The 14942-nt window shown below is 60.7% G+C and carries 8 protein-coding genes and 3 pseudogenes; 10 read left to right on the top strand and 1 reads right to left on the bottom strand.

The genetic code is table 11. The features are described 5' to 3' along the window. Nucleotides 1-717 precede the first annotated feature (717 nt). A complete protein-coding gene (locus BVER_RS12175; RefSeq protein WP_050453511.1) occupies nucleotides 718-1707 on the bottom strand; it encodes a GlxA family transcriptional regulator in 990 nt (329 codons plus the stop codon). 524 nt (nucleotides 1708-2231) lie between these two features. On the opposite strand from BVER_RS12175, the gene BVER_RS12165 reads away from it, so the two are divergent. The 10 genes and pseudogenes from BVER_RS12165 (at nucleotide 2232) to BVER_RS12120 (ending at nucleotide 14697) form a co-directional block, all read left to right on the top strand. Beyond that, a complete protein-coding gene (locus BVER_RS12165; RefSeq protein ID WP_050453509.1) occupies nucleotides 2232-3506 on the top strand; it encodes a serine hydroxymethyltransferase in 1275 nt (424 codons plus the stop codon). A gap of 21 nt (nucleotides 3507-3527) precedes the next feature. Beyond that, on the top strand, nucleotides 3528-4499 hold the full coding sequence (locus tag BVER_RS12160) for a dipeptidase (protein ID WP_050453508.1): 972 nt from the start codon (nucleotides 3528-3530) through the stop codon (nucleotides 4497-4499). A 28-nt stretch (nucleotides 4500-4527) separates the two neighbouring features. After that, nucleotides 4528-5049 (top strand): DUF5943 domain-containing protein, encoded by a 522-nt coding sequence (locus BVER_RS12155; protein WP_050453507.1) that lies wholly within the window; start codon nucleotides 4528-4530, stop codon nucleotides 5047-5049. Nucleotides 5050-5094: 45 nt separating this feature from the next. Continuing rightward, nucleotides 5095-7159 (top strand): annotated as a pseudogene (locus tag BVER_RS12150) (oxidoreductase). A 14-nt stretch (nucleotides 7160-7173) separates the two neighbouring features. Then, nucleotides 7174-9083 (top strand): annotated as a pseudogene (locus BVER_RS12145) ((Fe-S)-binding protein). A 4-nt stretch (nucleotides 9084-9087) separates the two neighbouring features. After that, a complete protein-coding gene (locus BVER_RS12140) occupies nucleotides 9088-10257 on the top strand; it encodes an electron transfer flavoprotein subunit alpha/FixB family protein (RefSeq protein WP_050453506.1) in 1170 nt (389 codons plus the stop codon). After that, nucleotides 10254-11011 (top strand): annotated as a pseudogene (locus BVER_RS12135) (electron transfer flavoprotein subunit beta/FixA family protein). The gene BVER_RS12140 and the pseudogene BVER_RS12135 overlap by 4 nt, the downstream one beginning before the upstream one ends. Nucleotides 11012-11120: 109 nt before the next feature. Then, the gene (locus BVER_RS12130; protein WP_050453505.1) at nucleotides 11121-12419 is read left to right on the top strand and encodes an aromatic ring-hydroxylating oxygenase subunit alpha; all 1299 of its coding nucleotides are present in this window, start codon (nucleotides 11121-11123) and stop codon (nucleotides 12417-12419) included. Between the two features lie 47 nt (nucleotides 12420-12466). Next, entirely contained in the window at nucleotides 12467-13699 is a 1233-nt protein-coding gene (locus BVER_RS12125) for an FAD-binding oxidoreductase (protein ID WP_050453504.1), read from the top strand. 152 nt (nucleotides 13700-13851) lie between these two features. After that, the gene (locus BVER_RS12120; RefSeq protein WP_050453503.1) at nucleotides 13852-14697 is read left to right on the top strand and encodes a glycine betaine ABC transporter substrate-binding protein; all 846 of its coding nucleotides are present in this window, start codon (nucleotides 13852-13854) and stop codon (nucleotides 14695-14697) included. Nucleotides 14698-14942 lie beyond the last annotated feature (245 nt).

Below are 14942 nucleotides of genomic sequence, written 5' to 3'. Positions count from 1 at the left end.
TTACCCGGAACAATGGACTCCAGTCGTCCCCATATCTCATCGGTCAGCAACATTCGACTCATCTTGATCGCTTACGCAAAAGATGAGATGTAAACACATTTCTTCAAATGTGAACAGAGCCTAGCGCTTTCGCGAGTAACGATGCTCTCGCAGATCTAGTCGAAGTCGCGAGTTTGAGTTAGCGCCGCGTTTGATCGTCAGCATTCGCACGCGCTCCATGTGTTGCATTTAGCGAAGAACACTCAATGCTCTAAAGCTTGGTGCGGTGTGGCTTGGGTCACGATTCGCATCTCGCTGCCTTGCTCTTAATTGCCTTTAGCTACACATGGCGCATGTTCTTCGTCTAAGCCTTAACCGAGGTACGGCCGAATAACGATAAAACCGATGAGGCGTTCGAGGTCGTTTCGTTGATCACCTGCCGGTTGTCCAAACGGCCCTAAACCGGCCGCGCAGCGAGGCCGGAGTAAGCCGAAGGGGACCGATACCGAGGTAGGCGAGGAAGAGTGGATCGCATGGGAACCAGCGCGCGGACAGACTGTGAAGACACTCGCTATTGCTGTGCCAAGTTTCTAATACTGTGCCGGGGCCGCTCAAGAAGGTGCTTAGGATCGGCCAAGCGGCTTTCTTTGGTTACTTTCTTTGCCGCCGCAAAGAAAGTAACCCCCCGCTGGGAAGGCGGCTACTGAAAAAGAAATCCCGATACCAGTAAAAGAACCCCTAAGCAACCATCACAGAAGAGGGCACAGAAGAAAGCGAAGGCACTTGCTTCCTCCGCTCCCGAGTAGGCGCAGTCCCAAACGCATCCCGATAGCTCTTAGAAAAATGGCATGCAGACTGAAACCCACAAGCCATCGTGATATGCATAATCGACATATCCGTCTGAAGCAGCAATTCCCGCGCGCGTCGCAGACGTAGAGTCAGATAGTAATGCGTAGGCGTCGTCCCGAGATGCTCATGGAAGAGCCGCTGCAATTGCCGTTGCGACATCCCGGCAAGCCGCGCCAGTTCTTCGCGCGACAAAGGCTCTTCGATATTGTTCTCCATCAGGAAGATGACCTCGAAAAGCGACTTATTAGCGGACCCAAGCCGCGCCACCAAAGGCATGCGCTGCTGCGCACTCGTATCCCGCACATGCTCGACAATAAACTGCTCGGCGATCTGCGTCACCCGCGCAGTCCCCACGCGCGATGCGATCAGATTGAGCAGCGCGACGCCACCCGTGCACGTCACGCGATCGCGATCGATAACGAATAATTCCTTAAGAAAACGCGTGTCGGGAAACTCTTCCTTAAGCGCCGACATGTTTTCCCAGTGAATCGCGCAAGCGTAACCGGCAAGCAAACCGGCACGCGCCAAAGCATACGTGCCCGTACACAAGGAATCGAGCACGCTGCCTGTCCGCGCGAAACGACGCAACGCCGCAAGATGCTGATTGGTCGTCGAACGCTGCACATCGATGCCGCCGACCACGAACACGATATCCGGTTGGCCGACGCAATCGACCGGTCCCGTATCGACGGACCGCCCGTTGCTCGCCGTCACCGGACCACCGTCCGGACTTACGATCGACCATCGGTAAAGCGGTTGTCCCGTCAGATAGTTCGCCATACGCAGGACTTCGATCGCATTGGTGAAAGCGATCATCGTGAAGTTGGGTACTGGCATGAACGCGAAGTGCGACAGCCCTGCCGTGCGATCGAGAGACATGTGGGGAGTGATTCCTTCCAACCTATTGTTTGGCGGCGCTAGCTAAACACCGGGGCTTCTAAACGTCTTGACGGCCTGCTGTAAAAACCGTTTTAAAAACCGCTTAATAAACCCTTACCAACGGCACGTTTTCGTTTTTTTTGCCGCTTTTCTCATTCTGATTTCGAGGGCAACTACCATACCATCAGGCTAAACCCTGAGGAATCCAAGGCAAGGCTTGTGCTTTCAAGGGATCGCGCACCGGCGCGAAGCCAGGCATGGCAAGGCGCGCACCGCCGAAGCGCACGATCGTTCCGCCGCAGTGCGGCGCGCGCACTGAAATCGACTACACCGAATCCGCCGACGCTACTTGTCGAAAACAGACGTCCATGTCGGAAAAGGCAAAGAACACGTCTAAATTCGTAAATTGGCCGGAAGGGCGAAAGTCAACAATTGACGCATCGGGCAAGGCTTGCGCGAAATCGCTGTAACCCCCGCCAGGCCTTTGTCTCACGACCGTTACTCTCGACTCACGGACCTTTGCCATGCCGAACTCGAATCCCTTCTTCGATGACTCGCTCGCCACGCGCGACACCGCCGTGCGCGGCGCAATTCTTAAAGAGCTGGAGCGCCAGCAATCGCAAATCGAGCTCATCGCGTCGGAAAACATCGTGTCGCGCGCGGTGCTCGAAGCGCAAGGCTCGGTGCTGACGAACAAGTACGCGGAAGGGTATCCCGGCAAGCGCTATCACGGCGGCTGCGAATTCGCCGACGAAGTCGAGCAACTCGCCATCGATCGTATCAAAGAGATTTTCAACGCCAGGTTCGCCAATGTGCAGCCGCACTCCGGCGCGCAGGCCAACGGCGCGGTCATGCTCGCGCTGACCAAGCCGGGCGACACCGTGCTCGGCATGTCGCTCGATGCAGGCGGCCACCTGACGCACGGCGCGAAGCCCGCGCTCTCGGGCAAGTGGTTCAACGCGGTTCAATACGGCGTGAATCGCGACACGATGCTGATCGACTACGAGCAGATCGAAGAACTCGCGCAGCAGCACAAGCCGACGCTGCTTATCGCGGGCTTTTCGGCTTATCCGCGTGCGCTCGATTTCGCGCGTCTGCGCAAGATCGCCGACAACGCGGGCGCGAAGCTGATGGTCGATATGGCGCATATCGCGGGCATCATCGCGGCGGGACGTCATCAGAATCCGGTGGATCACGCGCATGTGGTGACGTCGACCACGCACAAGACGCTGCGCGGTCCGCGCGGCGGCTTCATCCTGACGAATGACGAAGACATCGCCAAGAAGATCAACTCGGCCGTGTTCCCCGGCCTGCAAGGCGGTCCGCTGATGCATGTGATCGCAGGCAAGGCCGTCGCGTTCGGCGAAGCGCTGCAACCGGGCTTCAAGACCTATATCGACAACGTGCTGGCCAATGCGCAAGCGCTCGGCGAAGTGCTAAAAGCTGGCGGCGTCGATCTCGTTACGGGCGGCACGGACAACCATCTGCTGCTCGTCGATCTGCGTCCGAAGGGTCTCAAGGGCAATCAGGTGGAGCAGGCGCTCGAACGCGCGGGCATCACCTGCAACAAGAATGGCATTCCGTTCGATACCGAGAAGCCGACCATCACGTCAGGCATTCGCCTCGGCACGCCCGCGGGCACGACGCGCGGCTTCGGCGTGAACGAGTTCCGCGAAGTCGGCCGTCTGATTCTCGAAGTATTCGATTCGCTGCGCGATCACCCCGAAGGCGATCCGCAAACCGAACAACGCGTGCGTCGCGAGATTTTCGCGCTGTGCGAACGCTTCCCCATCTATTGATCCCACACGGAGCACACCAAGATGAGCACCCTGCACGACAACAGCATCATCATCGACGGCCTGAACATTTCGAAGTTCGAGCGCTCCGTGTTCGAGGACATGCGCAAGGGCGGCGTGACGGCCGTGAACTGCACCGTATCGGTGTGGGAAGACTTCCAGAAGACCATCGACAACATCGCGGAAATGAAGCAGCAGATCCGCGAATACAGCGAGATTCTCACGCTGGTACGCACGACCGACGACATCTTGCGCGCGAAGAAAGAGAACAAGACCGGCATCATTTTCGGCTTCCAGAACTCGTATGCGTTCGAAGATAACCTCGGCTATATCGAGGTGTTCAAGGAACTCGGCGTGAATGTCGTGCAGTTTTGCTACAACACGCAGAACCTCGTCGGCACGGGTTGCTATGAACCGGACGGCGGCTTGTCGGGCTACGGCAAGGAAGTGATTCACGAGATGAATCGCGTGGGCATCATGGTCGATCTGTCGCATGTGGGCGCGAAGACTTCGTCGGATGCGATCGCCTGCTCGAAGAAGCCGGTCACGTATTCGCACTGCTGCCCGTCGGGTCTCAAGGATCATCCGCGCAACAAGAGCGATGACCAGCTGCGCGAGATCGTCGATGTAGGCGGCTTCGTCGGCGTCACGATGTTCTCGCCGTTCCTCAAGAAGGGTCCGGACGCGACCGTCGACGATTACCTCGAAGCGATCGAATACACCATCAATGTGATCGGCGAAGACAACGTGGGTATCGGCACGGACTTCACGCAAGGTTACAGCACCGAATTCTTCGACTGGATCACGCACGACAAGGGCCGTTATCGCAGCCTGACGAATTTTGGCAAATTCGTCAATCCGGAAGGAATCCGAACCATCGGCGAATTCCCGAACCTCACGGCCGCGATGGAAAAGGCCGGCTGGAGCGAATCGCGCATCAAGAAAGTGATGGGCGGCAACTGGATGCGTTTCTTCGGCGAAGTCTGGAACGTCTGACCGCTCAAAACAAAAAAGGAACCCTGCGATGCAACCGCAACTGCCTATCGACGTCGATCCGCAAACCGGCGTCTGGACCACCGACGCGCTGCCGATGCTCTACGTGCCGCGTCACTTCTTCACGAACAATCACGTCGCCGTGGAAGAAGCGCTCGGCGTCGAGACGTATGCCGAGATTCTTTACAAGACCGGCTACAAATCCGCTTATCACTGGTGCGATAAGGAAGCCGAGAAGCACGGCATCAGCGGCATGGCCGTGTTCGAACACTATCTGAAGCGTCTGTCGCAACGCGGCTGGGGCCTGTTCGATATCGTCGAGAGCGATCCGGCGACCTCGCATGCGCGCATTCATCTGCGTAACTCGTCGTTCGTGCTTCAGCAGCCGGGCAAGCTCTGCTACATGTTCGCAGGCTGGTTCGCCGGCGCGATGGATTGGGTCAACGACACCGCACCCGATAGCGCGAAGAAAGGCCCGCGTTCGAAGTCCGTCGAGACGCAATGCGCGGCCGAAGGACACGATCACTGCGTGTTCGAAGTGTCGCCGCTGTAACCAGGCAACAGCAGCCAAAGCAAAACCATTCCGAGGTCGATCGCAATGCGTTACCCGAACCTTTTCAAGCCTCTTCAGCTGAACAAGCTGACTCTGCGTAACCGTATCGTCAGCACCGCGCATGCCGAGGTCTATGCCGAACCGGGCGGTCTGCCCGGCGATCGCTATATCCGCTATTACGAGGAAAAAGCGAAAGGCGGCGTGGGTCTTGCCGTGTGCGGCGGTTCGAGTCCCGTATCGGTGGATAGTCCGCAGGGCTGGTGGAAGTCGGTCAATCTCTCGACCGATAAAGTGATCGACCCGCTGTCGCGGCTGGCCGAAGCCATGCATCGTCATGGCGCGTTCATCATGATTCAGGCGACGCACATGGGCCGCCGTTCCGCATGGCACGGCGAGCATTGGCCGCACCTGATGTCGCCGTCGGGCGTGCGCGAGCCGGTGCATCGCGGTAACGCGAAGATTATCGAGATCGAAGAGATCAAGCGCATCATTCAGGACTTCGCGGCGGCCGCGAAGCGCGTGAAGGATGCGGGCATGGACGGCATCGAAATTTCGGCTGCGTACCAGCATTTGATCGACCAGTTCTGGAGCCCGCGCACCAACTTCCGTACCGACGAATGGGGCGGCTCGCTGCAGAACCGTCTGCGCTTCGGTGTGGAAGTGCTGACCGCCGTGCGCGAAGCGGTCGGTCCTGATTTTTTGCGTCGGCCTGCGCATGTGCGGCGACGAGTTTCATGAGGACGGTCTCTCGCACGAGAACCTCAAAGAAATCGCGCATGCGATGTCGGAAACTGGCCTCATCGATTACATCGGCGTGATCGGTTCGGGCGCGGATACGCACAACACGCTCGCCAACTGCATGTCGCCGATGGCGCTGCCGCCCGAGCCGTTCGTGCATCTCGCGGCAGGCATCAAGTCGGTCGTGAAGCTGCCGATCATGCATGCGCAAAGTATCCGCGATGCAGGTCAGGCCGAGCGGCTGCTGGCCAACGGCATGGTCGATCTCGTCAGCATGACGCGCGCACAGATCGCCGATCCGCATATGGTCATCAAGATTCGCGATGGCCGTGAAGACGAAATCAAGCAGTGCGTCGGCGCGAATTATTGCATCGACCGTCAGTACAACGGGCTCGACGTGCTGTGCGTGCAGAACGCTGCGACATCGCGCGAAGAGACGATGCCGCATGTCATTGAGAAGTCGCGTGGTCCGAAGCGCAAGGTCGTCGTGGTCGGCGCGGGTCCCGCCGGACTCGAAGCGGCGCGTGTCGCGCGTTCGCGTGGTCACGATGTCGTGCTGTTCGAGAAGAACGATTACGTCGGCGGTCAGATCATGCTCGCGGCCAAAGCGCCGCAGCGCGAACAGATGGCCGGCATCGTGCGCTGGTTCGATATGGAAACGAAGCGACTGGGCGTCGATCGCCGTCTGGGCGTCGCCGCCGACGAGAAGATGATCATGGCGGAAAAGCCGGACATCGTCGTGCTCGCGACGGGCGGTTCGTCGTTCACCGATCAGGTGCCTGCTTGGGGCGTCGAGCAAGGTCTCGCCGTGAATTCGTGGGACATTCTCTTGGGCAAGGTCGAGCCGGGCAAGAACGTGCTCGTCTATGACGGCGTGTCGATGCATGCAGGCGCGGGCGTCGCGGACTTCATCGCGTCGCGCGGTGCGAATGTCGAGATCGTCACGCCCGATGTCAAAGTCGCCGACGATACCGGCGGCACCACGTTCCCGATCTTCTATCGCCGTCTCTATGCGCAAGGCGTGATCCATACGCCGAATTACTGGCTCGACAAGGTGTACGAGGAAGACGGCAAGAAGATCGCCGTGATCCGCAACGAATACACCGAAGAGCAGGAAGAGCGCGCGGTCGATCAGGTCGTGGTCGAGAACGGCATTACGCCGAACGACGCGCTCTACTGGAAGCTCAAGCCCGAGTCGATCAATCGCGGGCAAGTCGATGTGCACAAGCTGTTCGCATCCGAAGCACAACCGTGTCTGAGCGAAGAGCTCGACAATGGCCGCTTCGTGCTGTTCCGCGTCGGCGATTGCATCTCGATGCACAACATCCACAGCGCGATTTACGATTCGCTGCGCCTCTGCAAAGACTTCTGACGAGGTATCGAACGATGAATCCCGTGTTTGTCATCACCGTGCTGTTGTGGCTGTCGGTGGCGGGCCTCGCGTTCGCCGTGATGAAGCGCGCGGCCTTCTGGCGCGAAGGCCGCGCGACGACCGCAGGCGCATACGGCTGGGCCAATCTGCTGACCATCCCGAAGCGTTATTTCGTCGATCTGCATCATGTCGTCGCGCGCGATCCGTATATCGCCAAGACGCACGTCGCAACCGCGGGCGGCGCGATCCTCGCGATGGCGCTCGTCTTCCTCAACTACGGCCTCGCGATCTATTCGCCGTGGCTCGACAAGCTGATCTTCGTCGCGGCGATCATCATGCTGGTCGGCGCGGTGTTCGTGTGGAAGCGCCGTAATGCGAAGGACGTACCCGCGCGTCTGTCGCGCGGTCCGTGGGACAGTTTGCCGTGGCTGCTCGGCTCGTTCGCGCTCGGCCTCGCGTTGTTCATGCTGTTGCCGGCTTCGTGGATGTCGGGCGCGCTTGCGATCATCATTGCGTTGCTGATCGCGGCGGGCGATACACGATGACCTTCGGCGCGGCCAAAGGCGGCCCGATGAAGCACGCGATGGCGGGCTTGTTGCACCTCGCGTTTCATCCGCGTCAGGAGCGCTTCAAGGCGAAGACGGAGAACGAAGTCGTGCCGCCGACCGCTTTGAAGAAGCCCGTGCTCGATGCGAAGGAATACGGCGTCGGCAAGCCGGTGGAATTCCGCTGGAATCAGTTGCTGAGCTTCGATGCCTGCGTGCAATGCGGCAAGTGCGAAGCGGCGTGTCCCGCGTTCGCATCGGGTCAGCCGCTGAATCCGAAGAAGCTGATTCAGGATCTGGTGACCGGCATGGTCGGCGGTTCCGATTCGCAATACGCGGGCAGTCCGACGCCGGGTATCGCGGTCGGCAATCACTCGGGTGCGCCGGGCAAGCCGCTCATTTCGCAGATGATCGAAGCCGACACGATCTGGTCTTGCACGACTTGCCGCGCCTGCGTGCAAGAGTGCCCGATGCTGATCGAACACGTCGACGCCATCGTCGATATGCGGCGCAATCAGACGCTCGTCGAAGACATCGTGCCGGGCAAGGGCCCGATCACGCTCGCGAATTTGCGCGAGACGGGCAGTCAGAACGGTTACGACATCGGCGCGCGTTACGACTGGTCGGTGGACTTGCAAGTGCAAGTCGCGCAGCCGGGACGTTTCGTCGATGTGCTGCTGATCGCGGGCGAAGGCGCGTTCGACATGCGCTATCAGCGCACGTTGCGCGCGCTTGCCAAGGTGCTGAACAAGGCGGGCGTCGACTACGCCGTGCTCGGCAGTGTCGAAACCGATACGGGCGATACCGCGCGCCGTCTCGGCGACGAAGCCACCTTCCAGCAATGCGCATCGAAGCTGATGAACACGCTGTCGCAGTATCAGTTCCGCCGCATCGTCACCGCCGATCCGCATGTGCTGCACAGCCTGCGCAACGAGTATCGCGCGCTTGGTGGCTATTACGAAGTGCAGCATCACACGGCGTTCATGGCGGAACTCGTCGCCAACGGCAAGCTGACGCCGAAGGCCGCCGCCGTGCTCGCGGACAAAAAGATCACGTATCACGATCCCTGCTATCTGGGCCGCTATAACGGCGAGACCGAAGCGCCGCGCAAGCTGCTGAAGACCATCGGCATCAAGGTGGTCGAGATGGAGCGTCACGGCATGCGCGCGCGATGCTGCGGCGGTGGCGGCGGCGCGCCGCTGACCGACATTCCAGGCAAGCAGCGCATTCCCGATATCCGTATCGCCGATGCGAAAACCGTCGGCGCGGATGTGGTCGCGGTCGGTTGCCCGCAATGCACTGCGATGCTCGAAGGCGTGGTCGGCGAGCGCCCCGAAGTGCTCGACGTGGCCGAACTCGTCGCAGCGGCTCTGGAGTGAAGCGATGAACGACAACATCAAACGAATCGATCCGCGACGTCCCTTCATCATCACGGCGGATGGGCTGAAGCGCATCACGCTCGGCGAGATCGGCAATGGCACGCTGCTCGACATCGCGTCGATGCATGGCGGCCACAAGGAAGCCGCGAAGCCGCGTCGTCTGACGAAGCCCGCGACGCGCGCGATGCTCGTCGCGGCGCACACGGATCGCGGCGCGCTCAACGACCACGGACGTCAGGCGCTCGCCGCCGCTACATTGCTCGCGGATGCCGAGACCGAAGTCGTGCTGATCGCGTTCGGCGAGTTCAAGGACGATGCCGCCGCACTGGGCGCGGATCGCTATATCGAACTGCCGCAATTCGATCGATGCAATTTCGCGCCCGATGAAGAAGTGCGCGCATTGACGGCATGCGTCGCCGCGTTCACGCCGGTGCACGTTTTCATGCCCGACAACGCCACCGGCGATGGCGACCTCGGCCGGCGCTACGCCGCGCGTGCGGACGCCAGCATCGCGACGCATGTCGTGGAAATCGACAAGCAGCATGTCGCGTTGTACGCGCAGGCGAATCGCGCGATCGCATCGCGTGCGCTGCCCGATGTCGTGTTGCTCGCGCCGAATGCCGTCGATGCGAAGCTGCCGTTCGTCGGCATCGGCGAGAGCGTGAAGGCCGAAGGCATCGTGCCCGCGGCGAAGCTCAGCGCGTATGTCGATCTCGGCATCGAAGAAATGGATGCGGCGCAAGTCGCGCTGGAAGAGGCGGACTTTATCGTGTCGGCGGGTAACGGCGTATCCGACGTGCCTGCGTTCGAAGCGTTGGCGAGCACGCTGGGCGCGGCGATCGGCGCGAGCCGCGTCGCGGTCGACGACGGCAAGTTCACGCGCGACAAGCAGATCGGCGCGACGGGCAAGACGGTCGAGGCGAGCGTCTATATCGCGTTCGGCATTTCGGGCGCGGTGCAGCACTTGCAGGGCATCAAGGATTGCCGTCATGTGATCGCGGTGAATCTCGACGCCAGCGCGCCGATCGCCAAGCGCGCGAATCTCACGATCGTCGCGGACACGCAGGAAACCATTAAAGCGCTCGCCGATGCAGCCGCCGCCGCGCGCGCGGCCAAGGCGAACGGCAGCAGCGTCGTGCAGACCGCAGCGCTTGCGGAAGGAGTGGCAGCATGAAGATCGCCGTACTCGTTTCCACGGGACGTCATCCCGTCAGCGGCGCGGCGCGGTACAGCCGCAACGATGCGTCGGCGCTGACCATCGCCATCGACATCGCCCGTGCACATCACGCGCAACTCGACGTGCTGCACGCAGGCGATCCCGCCGATCCCGCGTTGCAGGAATATCTCGCGCTCGGCGCGCCGAAAGTCGAAGTGCTGAACACGCAAGGCGATGCCTGCGCCGCGCTGGCGCAACGTCTCGCGGGCTACGACCTCGTGTTCACCGCACGCGCGCGGAAGGCGCGTACGACAGCGGCACGCTGTCCTACAAGCTCGCCGATGCGATGAACGTCGCGCTGGTCGGATCGGCGGTGGATGTGAGCGTATCGAAAGACGGCGTCGACGTGCGCCAGTTCATGCCCAAAGGCTTGCGACGACGCGTGCGCGCGCAACTGCCCGCGCTCATCGCGGTGCATCCGCTCGCCAACGCGACGCCGCGTTACGCCTATGCGCGCATGCGCGAAGGCCACGTTGCGCCGGTCGCCACGAACGCGCCCGCCGACAAGGAACGCGCGGCGTGGAGCGTCGGCCCGATCATCGCGAAGCCGAAGAAACTCGTTGCTGCCGAGAAGCGCTCGGGCCACGCGCGGATGCTTTCGGCAACCACGAACGAAAGTCGCGGCGGCAGCGTCGTAATTGAAGGGAGTTCTGTCGAAAAAGCTCAAGTGATCCTGGCGTATTTGCGCGAGCATCAACTCGTCGACTATTGATTTGCAACGCAGTAAAACACGTCGACGAAGCAGCAGAAAAGGGATGGCAGCAGCCCGCGTTCAAAGGTGTTTGGCGGGGCACCAGACGTGACGCAAAACGGAGTACACGATGAAAGTTTCGGCAGACGTTCGCGCAATGATCGAACGCCGCAAAAAGGGCCATACGCTCGAGGCGCCGTTCTACACGAGCGAGGAAATTCACGCGCTCGACCTCGACGCGATTTTCCGCAAGACGTGGATTCAGGTCGCCGTGGAACCGGATATTCCCGAGCCGGGCGATTACACGACCGTCGATATCGGCCACGATTCGATCCTGATCGTGCGCGACGACGACATGGAAATCCGCGCCTTCTACAACGTGTGCCGCCATCGCGGCGCGCGCCTGTGCGATCAGGAGAAAGGCTCGCTCGACAATATTGTGTGCCCGTATCACAGCTGGACTTACAACCTCAACGGCGACCTGATGTTCGCCGAGCACATGGGCGATCAGTTCGACCGCTGCAAACATAGCCTCAAAAAGGTGCATGTGCAGAATCTCGCTGGCCTGATCTTCATCTGTCTCGCCGATGAACCGCCTGTCGATTTCGCCGAACTGCGCGCGCAGATGGAGCCGTATCTTTTGCCGCATGGCCTGAAGGATACGAAGATCGCGGCGAGCATCGATATCGTCGAGAAGGGCAACTGGAAGCTCACGATGGAGAACAATCGCGAGTGCTATCACTGCGTCGCGAACCATCCCGAGCTGACCATTTCGCTCTATGAATACGGCTTCGGTTACCAGCGCTCGCCGGCCAACGAAGAAGGCATGGCGGCGTTCGAAAAGACCGTCGCGGAACGCACCGCGCAATGGGAAGCGATGAGCCTGCCGTCCGTCGAACTCGATCATCTGAGCGACATGGTGTCGGGTTTCCGCACGCAACGTCTGCCGCTCGATCGCGATGGCGAATCGCAAACGCTCGACGCGAAAGTCGCCTGCACGAAGCTGCTCGGCGATTTCGAACGCGCGGACCTGGGCGGTCTGTCGTTCTGGACGCAACCGAATTCGTGGCATCACTTCATGAGCGATCACATCGTGACGTTCTGCGTGATTCCGCTCGCCTCGGGCGAAACGCTCGTGCGCACGAAGTGGCTCGTGCACGAGGACGCGCGCGAAGGTATCGATTACAACGTCGATAACCTCACGGCCGTGTGGCGCGCGACGAACGATCAGGACCGCACGCTGGTCGAGTATTCGCAACTCGGCGTCGCGAGCAACGCCTACGAACCGGGTCCGTATTCGCCCTTTACCGAAGGCCTCGTCGAGAAGTTCTGCGAGTGGTATATCGCGCGTCTCGGCGATTACGCCAACGAACCCGCGCATGGCGTCGATGCATCGCACGGCGAGAAAGTCGTTTCCTTCATGCGCTGAGCGTGGAATAACCGGACCAACAGCAGGAGCAGGAGCAGGAGCCAAGCATGATGCGTGATCAGGCCATTTTCGAGCCGACGATGAGCCGTGTAACCCAGCCGCAATTCTATGGCGCGCTGCCCGCGCGCTGGGATTGCGACACGGACGAAACGCTCGTCTGCTGTCATGTCCGGCAGGAAACCCACGACGTCAAAAGTTTTTTCTTCAAGGCGCCGAGCGAACGCACGTTCGTGTTCGAGCCGGGCCAGTTCATTACGCTCGAGCTCGATATCGACGGCGAGCAGATCAATCGCTGCTACACGATCTCGTCGTCGCCGACGCGGCCGCACACCATTTCCATTACGGTGAAGCGCGTGCTGGGCGGGAAGGTCTCGAACTGGCTGCATGACAACGTGGTCGCGGGCTCGACGGTGCGCGTGCTCGGGCCGGCGGGCGAGTTCACGTGCGCGCGGCATCCGGCGCGCAAGATGCTGTTTCTGTCGGCGGGTTCGGGCATTACCCCGCTGATGTCGATGAGCCGCGCGCATCACGAACTCGCTGACGATGCGGACATCGTGTTCGTGCACTCCGCGCGCACGCCGGACGACATCATCTTCGCGCGCGAGCTGGATCTGATCGCGTCGAATCAGAATAACTTTCGGACGTCGTTCGTGGTCGAGCGCGTGGGAGCGCGCACGGGTTGGCCCGGCATCACGGGATTTCTGACGCTGCCGTTGCTCAAGCTGATTGCGCCGGATTTCATGGAGTGCGAAATCTTCACCTGCGGTCCCGCGCCGTATATGAAGGCCGTGCGCGATCTGCTCGCGGAAGGCGGTTTCGACAGCAAGCACTATCACGAGGAAAGCTTTTCGTTCGGCGTGATCGAGGAAGTCGCGGCGGAACTGGCGACTGCGCATGTCGCCGAGGCGCTTGCCACGCACACCGACTTCGCCGAATCGCGCGAGCATGCGCTCGGTTTCGCGCCCGATCCGGCCGTCGAAGTCGCGCCGCTGATCGAAGAAGTGCCCGTCGTCGATACGACGTTCAAGGTCAGCTTCGCCAAGAGCCGTCGCGATATCGAATGCGGCAGCGGCGAGAACGTGCTCGAAGCCGCGAAGAAAGCTGGCGTGCGTTTGCCGTCATCGTGTACCCAAGGCATGTGCGGTACGTGCAAGGTCAAGCTCGTGTCCGGCTCGGTCGCGATGAAGCACGCGGGCGGCATCCGTCAGCGCGAAATCGATCAGGGCATGGTGCTGCTGTGCTGCAGCAAGCCGCTGACGGATCTCGTCGTCGATAAATAAGGCAGGGTAATTCCTCGGGCGGGCCCGTGTCGGGGGAGAAGCAGGGAGGGGCGTCGTTTCTGAACAAGTGAATGTCGGAAAAGCGCGTTACGGGCCAATTCTGGCTGGTGATTCTGACGCTACACGGCGTGGGGCCGCTTAGTGGAAACCAAATGAAATCGATGAGAAGAATGCTCGTGCTCGGCGCGATGACTGCCGCCGTTGCCGCGAGCTTTGGGGCGAACGCCGCTGACAAGCCGACCATCAAGATCGGCTACGTCGAAGGCTGGGATGACAGCGTGGCGACGTCGAACGTCGTTGCCAAAGTGATCGAGAAGAAGCTGGGTTATCCCGTGCAACTCGTGCCGGTCGCGGCCGGCGTGATGTGGCAGGGAGTGGCGCGCGGCGACCTCGACGCGACGCTGTCCGCATGGTTGCCGGTGACGCACGGCGACTACTACAAGAACTTCAAGTCGAAGGTGACGGACCTTGGTCCGAACTTCGAAGACGCGAAGATCGGTCTGATCGTGCCGGCCAATGTCGATGTGTCGAGCCTCGCCGATCTCGAAGCGAAGAAGGCGGAATTCGATTCGCGTATCGTCGGCATCGATGCGGGCGCGGGCGTGATGCAGAAAACCAGCGAAGCCATCAAGGCCTACAACCTCGATTACAAGCTGCTGCCGAGTTCGGGTTCGGCGATGACGGCGGAACTCGCGCGTTCGGAAGCATCGAACAAGCCGATCATCGTGACGGGCTGGAAGCCGCACTGGATGTTCGCGAAGTACAAGCTGAAATTCCTCGAAGACCCGAAGAAGGTGTTCGGCGAATCGGAGCACGTCGATAACGTGATCAATCCGGAACTCGAAAAGAAGGCACCGACAGTCGTCTCGTTCCTGAAGAAATTCAAGTGGAATCCGGGCGAAATCGACGGCGTGATGCTCGCGACGCAGAACGGCACGAAGCCGGCTGCCGCAGCGGATGAATGGGTCAACGCGCACGCTGACCGCGTGGATAGCTAGACTAAGTAGTCGGGCCTGCAAAATTGAATTTGCCGGAATGGACCCAACGACGCAGTCTGGTGCAGACGTAAACGCACATCTCAGCCAGGTCTGCAGCGCACGAGTAGAGGTTGAGGCGTGACGTTGAGCTGAAAACGCGCCCACGCGAGCAGCAAAAAGAATATAGGGCCAAGGCCCAGACGAACGATCGCGCGCAGCAGCCAGCGCAGGTTGTAGCCGGCCGCACACAGCACCGCATGCAGCGC

This window comes from Candidatus Burkholderia verschuerenii, assembly GCF_001189365.1.
GTDB lineage: Bacteria > Pseudomonadota > Gammaproteobacteria > Burkholderiales > Burkholderiaceae > Caballeronia > Caballeronia verschuerenii.
Note: the sequence above shows the minus strand (reverse complement) of the source record. Positions and strands in the feature narration are given on the sequence as shown.

Excerpts from the sequence above, each read along its gene's own strand:
- BVER_RS12130 (WP_050453505.1), top strand. The coding sequence starts at position 11,121 with ATGAAAGTTTCGGCAGACGTTCGCGCAATGATCGAACGCCGCAAAAAG.
- BVER_RS12120 (WP_050453503.1), top strand. The coding sequence starts at position 13,852 with ATGAAATCGATGAGAAGAATGCTCGTGCTCGGCGCGATGACTGCCGCC.
- BVER_RS12175 (WP_050453511.1), bottom strand. The coding sequence starts at position 1,707 with ATGTCTCTCGATCGCACGGCAGGGCTGTCGCACTTCGCGTTCATGCCA.
- BVER_RS12165 (WP_050453509.1), top strand. The coding sequence starts at position 2,232 with ATGCCGAACTCGAATCCCTTCTTCGATGACTCGCTCGCCACGCGCGAC.
- BVER_RS12160 (WP_050453508.1), top strand. The coding sequence starts at position 3,528 with ATGAGCACCCTGCACGACAACAGCATCATCATCGACGGCCTGAACATT.
- BVER_RS12155 (WP_050453507.1), top strand. The coding sequence starts at position 4,528 with ATGCAACCGCAACTGCCTATCGACGTCGATCCGCAAACCGGCGTCTGG.
- BVER_RS12125 (WP_050453504.1), top strand. The coding sequence starts at position 12,467 with ATGATGCGTGATCAGGCCATTTTCGAGCCGACGATGAGCCGTGTAACC.
- BVER_RS12140 (WP_050453506.1), top strand. The coding sequence starts at position 9,088 with ATGAACGACAACATCAAACGAATCGATCCGCGACGTCCCTTCATCATC.